Genomic DNA, 14,474 nt, shown 5'->3' on the forward strand with positions numbered 1-14,474 from the left:
CTCCAAAGGCTGCAGGTCGACAAGTTATGCCTCCAAGCCTGCTGCGGCGCAATAAGAGCCGCCCGTTCGTCAGCCCGCCTGGTCGTTTAGACGGCCAAGACTTTCGGCGCGTCCGAGCACCGCGAGGACGTCGAAGACGCCGGGAGAGGTCGTGCGGCCGGTGAGGGCGGCACGGAGGGGTTGCGCGGCCTTGCCGAGCTTGATCCCGGCCGCTTCCGCATAGTTCCGGACGATCGCCTCGAGGCCCGCGGCGTCCCATTCGGCGGCTGCCTCGAAAAGCGGCAGCAGCTCGGCGACCACCTTCCGGCCGCCGTCGGCGAGGACGGCCTCGGCCTTCTCCTCCATCGCCAGCGGCCGCGCCGCGAACAGGAAGGCCGCACCGTCGGCGAGTTCGACGAGGGTCTTCGCCCGATCCTTCAGGCCGGGCATCGCCTCGGCCAGCCGGGCGCGGACGCTCGCGTCGTCCGCCTGCTTCAGGATCGCGCCGTTCGGCAAAACGTCGCGGCTGTCCATCAGCATGGCGACGAGGTCGCCGTCCTCGCTCGCCCGGATCCAGTGGCCGTTGATCGCCTCGAGCTTCTTGAAGTCGAAGCGCGCCGCACCCTTGTTGATCTGCGGCAGGTCGAACCATTCGATCATCTGCGCCGGCGAGATGATCTCGTCGTCGCCGTGGCTCCAGCCGAGCTTGACGAGATAGTTGCGCAGCGCGACGGGGAGATAGCCCATCTCGCGATAGGCCTCGACGCCGAGGGCGCCGTGGCGCTTGGAGAGCTTCGCCCCGTCCGCCCCGTGGATCAGCGGGATGTGCGCCATCACCGGCACGTCCCAGCCCATCGCCTTGTAGATCAGCGTCTGGCGGCCGGCGTTGGTCAGGTGGTCGTCGCCGCGGATGATGTGGGTCACGCCCATGTCGTGGTCGTCGACGACGACGGCGAGCATGTAGGTCGGCGAGCCGTCCGAGCGCAGGAGGACGAGATCGTCGAGGTCCTTGTTGGCGAAGCGCACGTCGCCCTGCACCTCGTCGCGGACGATGGTCTCGCCCTCGAGCGGTGCGCGCAGGCGGACGACGGGGGGGACGCCTTCCGGCGCTTCGGCGGGATCGCGATCACGCCACAGGCGTGTCGCGACGGACGGTGGCTGCTTCTCGGCGCGCGCCTTCTCCCGCAGCTCTTCCAGCTCGGCCTGGCTGGTGTAGCAGCGATAGGCCTCGCCCCTCGCGATCATCTCCTCGACGACTTCGCGGTGCCGGGGAGACCGCTCGAACTGCGAGACCGGCGGCTCGTCGGCGGAGAGCCCCAGCCAGTCGAGCCCGTCGATGATCGCCTTGACCGCCGCCTCGGTCGAACGCGCGCGGTCGGTGTCCTCGATCCTGAGCAGCATGCGGCCGCCCTTGGCGCGGGCATAGAGCCAGTTGAACAGCGCCGTGCGGGCGCCGCCGATATGGAGGAAGCCGGTGGGCGAGGGGGCAAAGCGGGTGACGACGGTGTCCGCCATGGTGGCTCCAGTCAGGGGAAGGAAATCGGCGCGGGCGAAGTGTCGAAGACGTCGCATTCCTGCGCCGGCTGTGTAGCATAGGCGCGTCGAGGTGCAAGCAAGGGGCGGGACGGCCGTTGCCCGGAGCGCCATTGAGGGACCGCCTGAGGATCGGCAGGCCGGCAGCGGACGCCGGCGGCTGGCTCGCGCGGATACGCGGCCTTAGCCGCGCCGGCGAGGGGGAAGGCGGCGGCTGGTCCGAGGATGCGCCGCCCGGCGCCCGGCTCGCGGCGTGGCTCGCCCGGCAGGTGGCCGTCGAGGCCGCGCACCGCTCGAGCTTCCACATCCTTCCCGTCGGGCTGATCGTCGGAACCGTCGCTGTCGATGCCCTCGACTGGCGGCCGAACCCTTTCGCCGCCTGCGCCGCGGCGCTGACGCTCGCCCTCCTCGGACAGCGCGTCGCCGCCCGCCCCGCCCTCAGGGCACTGCTCTTCTTCCTCGCCTTGTCGCTCGTCGGCGCCCTGTTCTCGATCGCCGAGGCCGAGGGGACGCCGACCACGGTCATCTCCGGCACTGCGACGACCCGCATCGCCGGAAGAGTGCTGTCGGCGACGCGCGACGACAAGGGCCGCATGCGCTACCTCGTGGCGATTTCCGGCACCGTCCGCCCGGTCCTGTCGCGGCCGCCGGAGCGGGTGCGCATCCTCGTCTCGGCGCGGCACCGGCCGAAGGCGCCGGGCGATGCCTTCTACGGCCTCGTGCGGCTCGGGCCGCCCTCCGGGCCCGCCGCGCCCGGCATGCACGATTTCGCCTATCAGCCGTTTTTCGAAGGGGTCGGCGCGATCGGCTTCGCGCTCGGGCGGCCGGACGAGGAACCGGCGAGCGGCCTCGCGCCGCCGCCGGCGCCGGGTCCGATCGGCGACCTGGCGATCCGGCTGGAGGGGCTGCGCGGCGCGATGACCGGGCGCATCGAAGAAGCCGCTGGCGGCGGCGAGGCGGGCGCCATCGCGGCCGCCCTCGTCACCGGCGAGCGGACCGGCATTCCGGACGAGGCCGAAACCTGGCTGCGCGGCGTCGGCCTCGCCCATGTCCTGTCGATCTCGGGGTTGCACCTCGCCATCGTCGCAGGCTCCGTGCTCCTCCTCATCCGCTCGGCTTTGGCGCTGCTTCCGGCGCTGTCGCTGAACTATCCGGTCAAGAAGATCGCCGCCCTCGCGGCGCTTTCCGTCGCCGCCTTCTATCTGGTCCTGTCGGGCAGCAACGTCGCGACCGGGCGTGCCTTCGTCATGCTCGCGGTGATGCTGTCGGCCGTCCTCGTCGACCGGCCGGCCCTGACGCTGCGCAACGTCTCGATCGCCGCGCTCGTCGTCGTCCTCGCCGCGCCGCATGTGGTGACCACCGCGAGCTTTCAGATGAGCTTCGCCGCGACGCTCGCCCTCGTCGCGGGTTACGGCGCCTTCATGCGCCGGCGCGGCCGCGGCCCGCCGCCGACGTCCCGGTCCCGGACCGCCGGGGCGCTGCGCTTCCTCGGCGGGACCTTCCTCGCGATTGCCGCGAGCTCGATCATCGGCGGGGCGGCGACGGCGCCCTTTGCGGCCTACCATTTCCACCGCGTCGCGCCCTTCGGCCTCGTCGCCAACGTCCTCACGCTGCCGATCTTCACCTTCCTCGTCATGCCGCTCGGCCTCGTCGGCACGCTGCTGATGCCGTTCGGTCTCGATGCCTGGTGTTTCCGCCTGATGGGGCTGGCGATCAGGCTGGTCCTCATCATCTCGGAGTGGCTCTACGATACGCTGCCCGACCGCGGGACCGGCCCGATCGACGGATCGGGCGTCGTCCTGCTTTCTGCGGCGCTGCTCGCGGCCTCGCTGTTTGCCAGCCGCTTTCGTCTCGTGGCGGTCCCGCTTCTCGTCGCCGGTCTCCTGACCATCCGCGACGCGTCTCCGCCGCCGCAGCTCGTCGTCTACGAAGACGGCAAGACCCTCGCCGCCTTCGGCCCGGACGGGGCGATCACCTATCCGCTCGGGCGCCGCAACGGCTTCGTCGCCGGGCAGTGGGAGCGCAGTGCCGCGATCGGTGCAGCGGACAAATCGGTTGGCAATGCAGCCGGCGAGGCGCCGGGTGCCGCCGGCACGGCGGCGGCTGACGATGCCGGCGGCAGCGGTCAGTTTCGCCCGCCCGCCGCGCCGTGCCGCGCGGATTTCTGCCGTTTCGAGACGCGGGACGGCCTCAAGGTGGCGTGGACCAGCGACTACCGGCTGACGGGCGATGCCTGCGACGGCGGCGACGTCGCCATCGTCGCCCGGGCGATCCGCCTCGAGGCCTGCCGCTCCGGCGCCGTCCTCGTCACGCTGCGGACGCTCCGGGAGACCGGTTCGATCGCCATCGCCCGAAAGGACGGCGACGGCAGGCCGGTCGTCACGCCGTCGATTCCGCCCGATCCGCAGCCGTGGAACCGCCATCGCCTGGCGCCCTGGCCGGAATACTGGAAGAAGCCGTCCCAGACGGACGCGCGAGAAGGACGGGCCGAACCGCTGCAGCGCGGCGACGCGCCGGCCGCACCGTGATGCGGCTCAGGAATAGCGGCGGATCAGCCCGACGAGCCGGCCCTGCACCTTCACCCGGTCGGCGCCGAAGATCCGCGTCTCGTAGGCCGGATTGGCGGCTTCGAGTGCGATCGTGTCGCCGCGGCGGCGAAAGCGCTTCAGCGTCGCCTCCTCGTCGTCGACGAGTGCCACCACGATGTCTCCCGGCGCCGCCGTCTCGGCCCGGCGAATCACCACCGTGTCGCCGTCGAGGATCCCCGCCTCGATCATCGAATCACCCTTGACGTCGAGGGCGTAATGTTCGCCGCCGCCGAGCATCTCGGGTGGCACCTGGATCGAATGGGTGTTGTTCTGGATGGCCGAGATCGGAACGCCCGCGGCGATCCGCCCCATCACCGGGATCGACACGGCGGCATCCGCGGCAGCCTGTGCGGCCCGCGCCGGCAGGGCCGCAGCCGGCCGGCGGGCGGGCGCCGCAGCAGGTTTTTCAGATGGTTCCGCGCGCGTGGTGCCGAGGCTGCCGTCGATGACGCTCGGCGTGAAGCCGGCCCGCGGCCCCCCGGCAGGGCGGCCGGCCCGGATCGATTCCGGCAGCTTCAATACCTCCAGCGCGCGCGCCCGGTTGGGCAGGCGGCGGATGAAGCCCCGCTCCTCGAGGGCGGTGATCAGCCGATGGATGCCGGATTTCGACCGCAGCTCCAGCGCGTCCTTCATTTCGTCGAAGGACGGGGGCACGCCGCTTTCCTTCAGCCGTTCGTGGATGAACAACAGAAGGTCGTGCTGTTTGCGGGTGAGCATCGGTGACCTCAAAAAACAAAACCTGAACAAACCTATCTGTTCTAGTTGTGTTCCGCAAGCCCCTTTTCGGCTTCCTTGCCATGGTACCTGGGAGATCCGTGAAGCGGCGCCTCAGGCGAGGTCGACGATGCGGCAGGCCTCGCCGGCACGGGCGGCCGGGGCGTGCGGCGGGCGGACGAGAAGCGCGTCGGCCGCGGCGTAGATTGAGAGCAGCGAGGAATCCTGGCGGTCGAGCGGCGTGACGACAACCGCGCCGTCCTCGCCGGTCGAGAGGCGCGATCGCATGAAATCGGCGCGAAGGCCGTTGGCGGGAACGTCGGCGCCGAGCACAGCGGGGCGCGTCGGCGCGCGGTCGGGCCGGCCGGCGAGGCGGCGCACCAGCGGCGCGAGGAACAGCGTCGCCGCGACCATGGACGACGCCGGATTGCCCGGCAGCCCGACGAGGCGCATGTCGCCGACCCGGCCGGCCATCAGCGGCTTGCCGGGGCGCATCGCCACCTTGAGGAAGGCGACCTCCATCCGGCTGGCGGCAAAAACGCGGCCGACGAGGTCGTGGTCGCCGACCGAGGCGCCGCCGATCGTCACGAAGCAGTCGCAGCCGGCGTCGAGCGCCCGTTCGAGTTCGGCGGCGATGGCCTCCTCGCGGTCGGGCGCGATGCCGCAGTCGAGCACGGTGCCGCCGGCCGCCTCGACCAGCGCGGCGACCCCGTAGCCGTTGGAGGCGACGATCTGCGACGGCCCGACGGCGGCGCCCGGCGGGACGAGCTCGTCGCCGGTCGCAAGCACGGCGACCTTCGGCCGGTCGAGGACGCGGAGCGCCGGATGGCCGCCGCTGGCGGCGAGCGCGACGGCTCCCGGCGAAAGCTCGGTGCCGGCGGCAAGCAGCAGCCGGCCCTTGGAAAAGTCGATGCCGGCCGGGCGGACGTGCTGGCCTTCGGTCACCGCCTCGGTCGGCAGGACCATGCCGTCCTCGGTCCGCTCGGCGTCCTCCTGGATCAGGATGGCGTCGGCGCCGGGCGGGATCGGCGCGCCGGTGAAGATGCGCACCGCCTCGCCGGGGCCGACACGGCCCGGAAAGGCGCGGCCTGCCGCCGATTCGCCGACTACCCTGAGGCCGCGGAACGGCGCTTGCGCATCGTCCGCCCTGAGCGCGTAGCCGTCCATCGCCGAGGCGGCGAAGTCCGGCTGGGTGCGCAGCGCGACGACGTCCTCGGCGAGCACCCGGCCGGCGGCCTCGCGCAGCGGCACCGAGACCGTGCGGCCGACGGGAGCGGCGGCTTCGACGAGCCGGCGATAGGCGTCCTCGACCGAGATCATGATGCCGGTGCCTCGCGGCGGAAATCGCCGGACCGGCCGCCGGACTTGGCGACGAGCTTCACCCCGGTGATCTCCATCTCGCGGTCGACGGCCTTCGCCATGTCGTAGATCGTCAGGCAGGCGACGGAGACGGCGGTGAGCGCCTCCATCTCGACGCCGGTGCGGCCGGTGAGCCGCGCCGTCGCGGTGACGCGCAGGCCCGGCAGGGCGGGCTCCGGAGCGATCTCGACGCCGACCTTGGAAAGCATCAGCGCGTGGCAGAGAGGGATCAGCTCGTGGGTGCGCTTGGCCGCCATGATGCCGGCGATCCGGGCGACGCCGACGACGTCGCCTTTCTTCGCCGTCCCGCTCTCGATCAGAGCGAGGGTCTCGGGCCGCATCACGACGAAGCCCTCGGCCTCGGCGACCCGCTCGGTCTCGGCCTTGTCGCCGACGTCGACCATGGCGGCCTTGCCGGAGGCGTCGATATGGGTGAGCCGCGGCCCGTCCGGCGCCCCGCTCATCGCCCGGCCCCGTCGGTTCCGCCTGCTTCATCGGCGACGGCGGAACCCTCGCGCGGGCTGCCGAGGAGAACGCGCGTCGCCGCCTCGACGTCGGCCTGGCGCATCAGGCTCTCGCCGACGAGGAAGGTGCGGATGCCGTGCTCGGCGAGTTCCAGGCAGTCGGCATGGGTGAAGATGCCGCTCTCGCCGACGACGATGCGGTCGGCGGGCACGAGCCGCGCCAGCCGCGCGGCGGTGTCGAGGCTGGTCTCGAAGGTCTTGAGGTTGCGGTTGTTGATGCCGATCAGCGGCGCGGCGAGCTTCAGCGCCCGTTCGGTCTCCGCCTCGTCGTGCACCTCGACGAGGACGTCGAGGCCGTGGCGCGCCGCTGCTTCCTCCAGCGCGGCGGCGACGTCGTCGGAGACCGCCGCCATGATGACGAGGATCGCATCCGCCCCCCAGAGACGCGCCTCCGCGACCTGATAGGGATCGTAGAGGAAGTCCTTGCGGAGCGCCGGCAGGCGCGTCGCCGCCCGTGCGGCGGTCAGATAGTCCGGCCGGCCCTGGAAGGAGGGTGCATCGGTGAGGACGGAGAGACAGGTCGCGCCGCCCGCTTCGTAGGCCCGGGCGAGTTCGGGCGGATCGAAATCCTCGCGGATGAGGCCCTTCGACGGGCTCGCCTTCTTGACCTCGGCGATCAGCGCGAAACCTTCGGCGTTAAGGCGGCGCTCGATCGCCGCGCAAAAGCCGCGCACCGGCCCGGCATCGGCAAGCCGCGCCTCGATCTCGGCGAGCGGCATCTTTGCCTTGGCGGCGGCGATCTCCTCGAGCTTGTAGTCGCGGATGCGGGCGAGGATGTCGGTCATTTCTTCTCCGCGGCGAGCCGCTGCGTCGTGCCGGCGAGGCGCTCCAGCGCAGCGAGCGCGTGCCCTGCGTCGATCGCCTCGGCGGCCCTTTCGACGCCGGCATGAAGATCGGCGACGGCCCCCGCCATGACGAGGGCGCCGGCGGAATTGAGGAGGACCGTGTCGCGGTAGGCGCCGGGCTCGCCCTGAAGCACCGATCTCAGCGCCGCGGCGTTGTAGGCGCCGTCGCCGCCCTTCAGGCCGGCGATCGGCCAGCGTTTCAGGCCGGCCTCTTCCGGATCGACGCTGAACTGGCTGATCACGCCGTCCTTCAGCTCGACCACCTCGGTCGTGCCGGTGGTGGTCATCTCGTCGAGCCCGTCGCCATGGACCACCCAGGCCGCCTCGGTGCCGAGCGCCAGCAGCGTCTCGGCGATCGGCCGCAGCCAGTCGCGCGAGAACACTCCGACGAGCAGCTTCTTCGCCCCGGCCGGATTGGCGAGCGGGCCGAGGAGATTGAAGATCGTCCGCGTGCCGAGCTCGACGCGCGAGGGGCCGACGAAGCGCATCGCCGCATGGTGGGTCGGCGCGAACATGAAGCCGAGGCCGGCCTCGGCGATCGCGCGGCCGATCTGTTCGGGCCTCAGGTCGACGTCGACGCCGAGCGCGGCAAGGACGTCGGCCGCGCCGGACTTGGAGGAGAGCGCGCGGTTGCCGTGCTTGGCGACGACGAGGCCGCAGCCGGCGATGACGAAGGCCGAGCAGGTGGAGATGTTGAGCGTTCCGGCGTGGTCGCCGCCGGTGCCGACGATGTCGATCGCGCCTTCCGGCGCGACCACCCGGGCCATGTTCGCCCGCATCACCGAGACGGCGCCGGTGATCTCGTCGACGCTCTCGCCGCGCACCCGCAGCGCCATCAGGAGGCCGCCGATCTGCGACGGCGTCGCCTCGCCGCTCATCATGATCTCGAAGGCGCGGGTCGCCTCCTCGCGCGTCAGAACCCGCCCCTCGGCCGCCTTGGCGATGAAGGGTTTCAGCGTCTGGCTCATCGGATCATCGCCTTCGCCTGTTCGAGGGCGCTCGGGTTGATCCGGACCGGAACCTCGTTCTGCAGCAGCGTCACGTAGCTCTGGTAGAGGTCGTTCTCGAGCATGCCGGCCATCTGCCGCCGCTCGGCGGGGCCGACATTGCTGGCGGGATCGGCCGGCGGCGAGACCTCGGCGACCTTCATCAACAGCTTGGTCGCCTCGGCCGGGCCGGGCGCGGTGACGACGTCGCCGACCGGGCCGGAGAACGCCGCGTCGACGCCCGAGCGGCCGAGTTCCGACATGCCCGACTGGCGGGTGATGCCGAGGGCCTTGCGCGTCTCGACCTTCGCCTCGGCGGCGACGTCGGAAAGGCTCTTGCCGCCCTCGACCTCCTTCTCGAGCTTTGCCGCCAGCGCGTCGAGCCGTTCGTTCGCGCGCTCGCGCTTCCAGTCGGCGACGACCTTCTCGCGCACCTCGTCGAGCTTGCGGTCGTGCGCCGGATCGACGCTGGCGACGTCGTAGAAGACGTAGCCGCTCGGATCGACGTTGACCGGCAGCGCGTCGACGCCGGGCTCGCTGTCGAAGGCGGCGGCGAGGAGGTCGGACTTCTGCGGCAGCTCGACGGGCTTGCCGTCCGGGCCGTTGCCGTTGCGGTCGACGGCCGCGACGGTCTTCACCGGGATCGCCGCCTGCTGCGCCGCCTCCTTGAAGGTGGCGCCGCCGCCGCGGGCGTCCTCATAGGCGTTGTAGGCGGCGTCGACCGCCTCGGCGGCCTTCGACAGAGCGAGGTCCTTGCGGATCTGCTCCTTCACCTCGTCGAGCGGCTGGGCGCCGGACGGCTCGATCTTCGTGACGTTGAGGAGCACCGGGCCGAACAGGCCCTCGACGACGTCCGACACCGCGCCCTCCTTCAGCGAGAAGGCGGCATCGGCGATCTTCGGGTCGGGGATCGCCGCCTTGGTCACGGTGCCGAGCGAGATGTCGGCGGCAGAGCGGCCGGCCGCCTCGGCGGCCTTCTCGAAGCTCTCGCCGCCGTCGATCTTCGCCTTCGCCGCTTCGGCCGCCGCCTTGTCGGGAAAGACGATCTGCCGGACGTCGCGGCGCTCCGGCGTCGTGTAGTTCGCCTTGTGCGCCTCGTAGTCGGCCTTCACCTCGTCCTCGCTCACCGCCTTTTCGTCGGCGAGCGCCTTCGGCGTCACCTCGGCATAGGCGATCGAGCGGTATTCCGGCGCGGCGTAGCGCGCCTTGTTCTGGTCGAAATAGGTCGACAGCGCCTCGGCGGTCGGATCCTCGATCTCGGCGGCGCCAGGTGCCGTCAGCGTCACGTAGTCGATGGTCCGGCGTTCGCCGTTGTAGAGGCCGAGGGCGGTGAGGAAGGCTTTCGGCGTCTCGGCGCCCTTGGCGACGGCATCGACCAGCTGGCCGCGCCGCGCGACGTTCATCTGCCGGGCGATGTAGTCGTTCTCGGAGATGCCGGCATTGTTGAGGATCGCCTGGAAGTTCCGGCGCGAGAAATTGCCGTTGGCGTCCTTGAACGCCGGATCCTCGGCGATGACCTGCGCCAGCCGCTCGTCCGAGACGCCGAGATCGAGCTTGCGGCTCTGCTCGTCGAGCACGGCGCCGGCGATCAGCTGGCTGGTGACGCCCTGTTCGACGCCGAAGGTCGCCGCCTCTTCGCTGGTCAGCCGCCGGCCGATCTGCCGGGAGATGCGGTTGACCGCCTGCTGGTAGGTGAAGGCGTATTCGGACGGCGTCACCTCGGTGTCGCCGGCGCTGATCACGGTGCGGGAGAAGCCGCCGTTGAAGGACGTGCCGATGCCCCAGATCGCGAAGCTGACGACCAGGAGGCCGAGCAGGATCTTCGCCGTCCAGCCGGACACGCTCCGGCGCATCGTCTCGAGCATCTTCCGCTTCCTCCTTGGGGGCGAGGCGTCCTGAAGCGCCCGACCTCGTTTGCAGCGCCTCCCGACCGGCGGGCCGCGCTCCGCCTTATTAGTGAAGAGGCGGCGCGGCGCGCAAGCGACCCGCGGCGATTGATTTTCCGCAGGTCATCGCCGATTGTCCCGCCCGGCGGCCGACCGGACGGACGGGCCGGCCCACGATAACTCTCGGGAGGACGACGAGAAAGCATGACGCGTAGACCCCTCGTTGCCGGCAATTGGAAGATGAACGGCCTGCTGCGCCAGCTGACCGAACTCGAAGCGATAGGGGCGGCGGCCGCGGAGGCCGGGCCCGGCATCGAAATGCTGATCTGCCCGCCGGCGACTCTCGTCTCGGCGACGTCGGGCCTGCTTTTCGGCAAGGCGGCCACCGGCGGCCAGGACTGCCACGCCGAAGCCTCCGGCGCCCATACCGGCGACATCTCGGCCGAAATGCTCGCCGACGTCGGCGCCACCTACGTGATCGTCGGCCATTCCGAGCGGCGCAGCGACCACGCCGAGAGCGACGAGACGGTGCAGGCGAAGGCGAAAGCGGCGTGGCGCGCGCGCCTTGCCGCGATCGTCTGCGTCGGCGAGACGCGGGCCGAGCACGAGGCGGGCGAGACCCTTGACGTTCTGGGGCGCCAGCTCCGCCAGTCGCTTCCCGAGGGCGTGACCGGGGCGAACACCGTCGTCGCCTACGAGCCGGTCTGGGCGATCGGAACCGGGCTGACGCCGACCGGCGAGGACATCGTCGAGGCCCACGACTTCATCCGGAAGACGCTTGCCGAACGGTTCGGAACCGACGTCGCCGAGGCCGTGCGCATCCTCTACGGCGGCTCGGTGAAACCCGGCAATGCGGGCGAAATTCTCGGCATGCGCAATGTCGACGGCGCCCTCGTCGGCGGTGCGAGCTTGAAGGCGCAGGACTTCGTCGCGATATGCCGCGCATGCCCGGCGTCGACGTCCTGACGCGGAATCCGGTTGGAATGCGGCGTTTCCTTCTGTAGAAGGCGCGAAAATTCCAGTCAGAAGCCCTCAACGAAAGTTCGATGGAAACCATTCTCATCATCATCCACTTGATGATCGTCGTTGCGCTCGTCATCGTGGTTCTCCTGCAGCGGTCCGAAGGCGGGGCGCTCGGCATCGGCGGCGGTGGCGGCCTGATGTCGGCACGGGGCGCGGCCAACGCCCTGACCCGCACGACCGCCATCCTCGCGGCGGGCTTCTTCGTCACTTCGCTTTCGCTGGGCCTTCTGGCGCGTTACGGCGCCAGGCCGACCGACATCCTCGACACGCTGCCCGCCCAGAACGGCGACACGACGCAGAGCGACAAGAGCCTGCTCGACCAGCTCGGCGGCCTGCCGGCTTCCGAGGGCGAGGGGAACGGGCAGAACGCCGCAGGCACGGCGCCGGCATCGGGCGGCGGCGCGGCGAGCCCGTCGCTGATCGACCAGTCCGGTGAGAGCGGCAGCCAGCCCGCCGCCGGTGCGGGCGAAACGACGCCTGCCGCCGGCGCGGCGACGGACGGCGGCACCGCCGCGACGCCGCAGGGCGGGACGACCGCCGGCTCCGATACCGCCGCCCCTGCTGCCGGGACGATCCCCGCTAACCCGGCGGAAGACACGCCGGAAGGCGCCAAGGAAACCACCGTTCCGCCGGTCGAGGCACCGCCCGCCGGCACCAGCCGGCCCGCCGACGAGACCGCACCGGCTGCCGATTCCACGGCTCCGTCCGGCACGGAGAGCCCGGCCACCGGGACGAACGCACCGGCCGAGACGCCGCCCGCCGGCGGCGACACCGCCACCGCTCCGGCTTCCGGAGCGACGGACACGACGGGGACGGCCGGCACGACCGGGACCGCGGGGACGGATTTAGCTCCCGCGACTGGCGACGCCGCGACGACCGGGAACCCGGCCGCGACAAAAACCCCGACGCCGCAGCCTTCGGACGGCGAGACCAAGCCGGCGACGCCGCTGCCGCCACAGGACGGCACCACGACGACGCAGTAGGGCGGCCGCTTCGAAGGCGCCCGCATGCTTCGACGCAGTCGTTGAGACAGCCTGCCAGCGGGGCGCTTCGGCGCCCTGTCTGCGTTTGAGCATGATCCCGAAAAGTGGGAACCGGTTTTCGGAGGAGATCATGCGCACAAGAGAAGGCAGGGCATGATCCCGAAAAGTGGGAACCGGTTTTCGGAAGAGATCATGCGCGCAAACGACGGCAGATCACGATCCCGAAAAGCGGCAGACGCATTTCGGAAAGGATCATGCGGATCCGCGTCAGACGCGGCGTCGAAGCCCTTCGTCGGCCGGCCTCTCGCCCCCCTCCGCGACCAATCGACCCCGCGACGCGATTTGTGACTGGCAGAATCGTCCCCGTCCGGTTATCGGGAAGGCCCATGGCGCGATACATCTTCATCACCGGCGGCGTGGTTTCCTCTCTCGGAAAAGGCGTCGCCTCCTCGGCTTTGGGTGCTCTCCTGCAGGCCCGCGGCTACCGTGTCCGGCTTCGCAAGCTCGACCCCTATCTCAACGTCGATCCGGGCACGATGAGCCCGACGCAGCACGGCGAGGTCTTCGTCACCGACGACGGTGCCGAGACCGATCTCGATCTCGGCCACTACGAGCGCTTCACCGGCCGCTCGGCCAACCGGATGGACAACATCACCACCGGGCGGATCTACCAGGAGATCATCGCCAAGGAGCGGCGCGGCGACTATCTCGGCGCGACGGTCCAGGTGATCCCGCACGTTACCGACGCGATCAAGCAGTTCGTCCTCGACGGCAACGAGGAATACGACTTCGTGCTGTGCGAGATCGGCGGCACGGTCGGCGACATCGAGGGCCTGCCGTTCTTCGAGGCGATCCGCCAGCTCGGCAACGATCTTCCCCGAGGTGGCGCGATCTACGTCCACCTGACGCTGATGCCCTACATCCCGACGGCGGGCGAACTGAAGACCAAGCCGACCCAGCATTCCGTCCGCGAGCTTCGCGCCATCGGCATCCAGCCCGACATCCTGCTGGTGCGCGCCGACCGGCCGGTCCCGGCCGAGGAGCGCCGCAAGCTCTCGCTGTTCTGCAACGTGCGCGAGACGGCGGTGATCCAGGCGCTCGACGTCGCGACGATCTACGACGTGCCGATCGCCTATCATCACGAGGGCCTCGACACGGAAGTCCTCGCCGCCTTCGGCATCGACCCGGCGCCGAAGCCGCAGCTCGCCCGCTGGCATCAGGTGGTGGACGGCATCCGCAACCCCGAGGGCGAGGTGACCATCGCCATCGTCGGGAAATATACCGGCCTCAAGGACGCCTACAAATCGCTCATCGAGGCGCTCTATCACGGCGGCATCGCCAACAAGGTGAAGGTGCGGCTCGACTGGATCGAGTCGGAGGTCTTCGAGCAGGAAGACCCGTCTCCCTATCTCGAACGGGTCAACGGCATCCTCGTGCCCGGCGGCTTCGGCGAGCGCGGCTCGGAGGGCAAGATCCACGCCGCGAGATTCGCCCGGGAGCGCAACGTTCCCTATTTCGGCATCTGCTTCGGCATGCAGATGGCGGTGATCGAGGCGGCGCGCTCGCTCGCCGGCATCGCCAGGGCCGGCTCGACCGAATTCGGCGCGACGCCGGAGCCGGTCGTCGGCCTGATGACCGAATGGCTCAAGGGCAACGAGCTGGAACGCCGCGCCTCGGAAGGCGACCTCGGCGGCACCATGCGCCTCGGCGCCTACAAGGCGAAGCTGAGGGCCGGCTCGAAGATCGCCTCGATCTACGGCGATACCGACATCGAGGAGCGCCACCGCCACCGCTACGAGGTCAATCGCGACTACCGGCCGGTGCTGGAGGAGGCGGGGATGGTGTTCTCCGGCATGTCGCCCGACGGCCTCCTGCCGGAGACGGTGGAACTTTCAGGCCACCCGTGGTTCATCGGCGTCCAGTACCATCCGGAGCTGAAGTCCCGCCCCTTCGAACCGCATCCCCTGTTCGCGAGCTTCGTCGCCGCGGCGCTGGAGCAGTCGCGACTGGTCTGACCCTCCGCGTCCCTCGCGGCTCGATCCCCCGTAAAGGCG

Annotated in this window: 10 protein-coding genes and 1 pseudogene; 4 read left to right on the plus strand and 7 right to left on the minus strand. The window is 70.6% G+C overall.

Translation table 11 applies throughout. From position 1 onward, the window contains the following. Nucleotides 1-69 precede the first annotated feature (69 nt). A pseudogene (gene gltX / locus J1C47_RS15445) lies at nt 70-1,506 on the minus strand (glutamate--tRNA ligase); the annotation flags it as partial. 119 nt (nt 1,507-1,625) lie between these two features. On the opposite strand from gltX, the gene J1C47_RS15450 reads away from it, so the two are divergent. Next, nucleotides 1,626-4,040, plus strand: coding sequence for a ComEC/Rec2 family competence protein (locus J1C47_RS15450; protein WP_207351678.1), 2,415 nt, complete (start codon nt 1,626-1,628; stop codon nt 4,038-4,040). A gap of 6 nt (nt 4,041-4,046) precedes the next feature. Here the strand turns inward: J1C47_RS15450 and lexA are convergent, their stop codons facing one another. The 6 genes from lexA to J1C47_RS15480 form a co-directional block, all read right to left on the minus strand. Beyond that, complete coding sequence (gene lexA / locus J1C47_RS15455; protein ID WP_207351679.1) at nt 4,047-4,817, minus strand: transcriptional repressor LexA; 771 nt, start codon at nt 4,815-4,817, stop codon at nt 4,047-4,049. 111 nt (nt 4,818-4,928) lie between these two features. Then, complete coding sequence (locus tag J1C47_RS15460) at nt 4,929-6,134, minus strand: molybdopterin molybdotransferase MoeA (protein ID WP_207351680.1); 1,206 nt, start codon at nt 6,132-6,134, stop codon at nt 4,929-4,931. Beyond that, the gene (gene moaC / locus J1C47_RS15465) at nt 6,131-6,637 is read right to left on the minus strand and encodes a cyclic pyranopterin monophosphate synthase MoaC (RefSeq protein ID WP_207351681.1); all 507 of its coding nucleotides are present in this window, start codon (nt 6,635-6,637) and stop codon (nt 6,131-6,133) included. Before moaC ends, J1C47_RS15460 begins: the two co-directional genes overlap by 4 nt. Further along, nucleotides 6,634-7,482 (minus strand): indole-3-glycerol phosphate synthase TrpC, encoded by an 849-nt coding sequence (trpC, locus tag J1C47_RS15470; RefSeq protein ID WP_207351682.1) that lies wholly within the window; start codon nt 7,480-7,482, stop codon nt 6,634-6,636. Before trpC ends, moaC begins: the two co-directional genes overlap by 4 nt. Next, a complete protein-coding gene (gene trpD / locus J1C47_RS15475; protein WP_207351683.1) occupies nt 7,479-8,510 on the minus strand; it encodes an anthranilate phosphoribosyltransferase in 1,032 nt (343 codons plus the stop codon). Before trpD ends, trpC begins: the two co-directional genes overlap by 4 nt. Further along, nucleotides 8,507-10,393, minus strand: a complete 1,887-nt coding sequence (locus tag J1C47_RS15480) for a peptidylprolyl isomerase (RefSeq protein ID WP_207351684.1) — start codon at nt 10,391-10,393, stop codon at nt 8,507-8,509. The genes trpD and J1C47_RS15480 overlap by 4 nt, the downstream gene beginning before the upstream one ends. 225 nt (nt 10,394-10,618) lie before the next feature. Here J1C47_RS15480 and tpiA point away from each other — a divergent pair, with 225 nt between their 5' ends. From tpiA to J1C47_RS15495, 3 genes are all read left to right on the plus strand, one after another. Beyond that, on the plus strand, nt 10,619-11,380 hold the full coding sequence (gene tpiA, locus J1C47_RS15485) for a triose-phosphate isomerase (RefSeq protein WP_207351685.1): 762 nt from the start codon (nt 10,619-10,621) through the stop codon (nt 11,378-11,380). Between the two features lie 80 nt (nt 11,381-11,460). Continuing rightward, nucleotides 11,461-12,420, plus strand: a complete 960-nt coding sequence (gene secG / locus J1C47_RS24135; RefSeq protein ID WP_207351686.1) for a preprotein translocase subunit SecG — start codon at nt 11,461-11,463, stop codon at nt 12,418-12,420. 386 nt (nt 12,421-12,806) lie between these two features. Continuing rightward, the gene (locus J1C47_RS15495; protein ID WP_207351687.1) at nt 12,807-14,435 is read left to right on the plus strand and encodes a CTP synthase; all 1,629 of its coding nucleotides are present in this window, start codon (nt 12,807-12,809) and stop codon (nt 14,433-14,435) included. Nucleotides 14,436-14,474 lie beyond the last annotated feature (39 nt).

This window comes from Jiella sonneratiae, from assembly GCF_017353515.1.
Lineage (GTDB): Bacteria > Pseudomonadota > Alphaproteobacteria > Rhizobiales > Rhizobiaceae > Jiella > Jiella sonneratiae.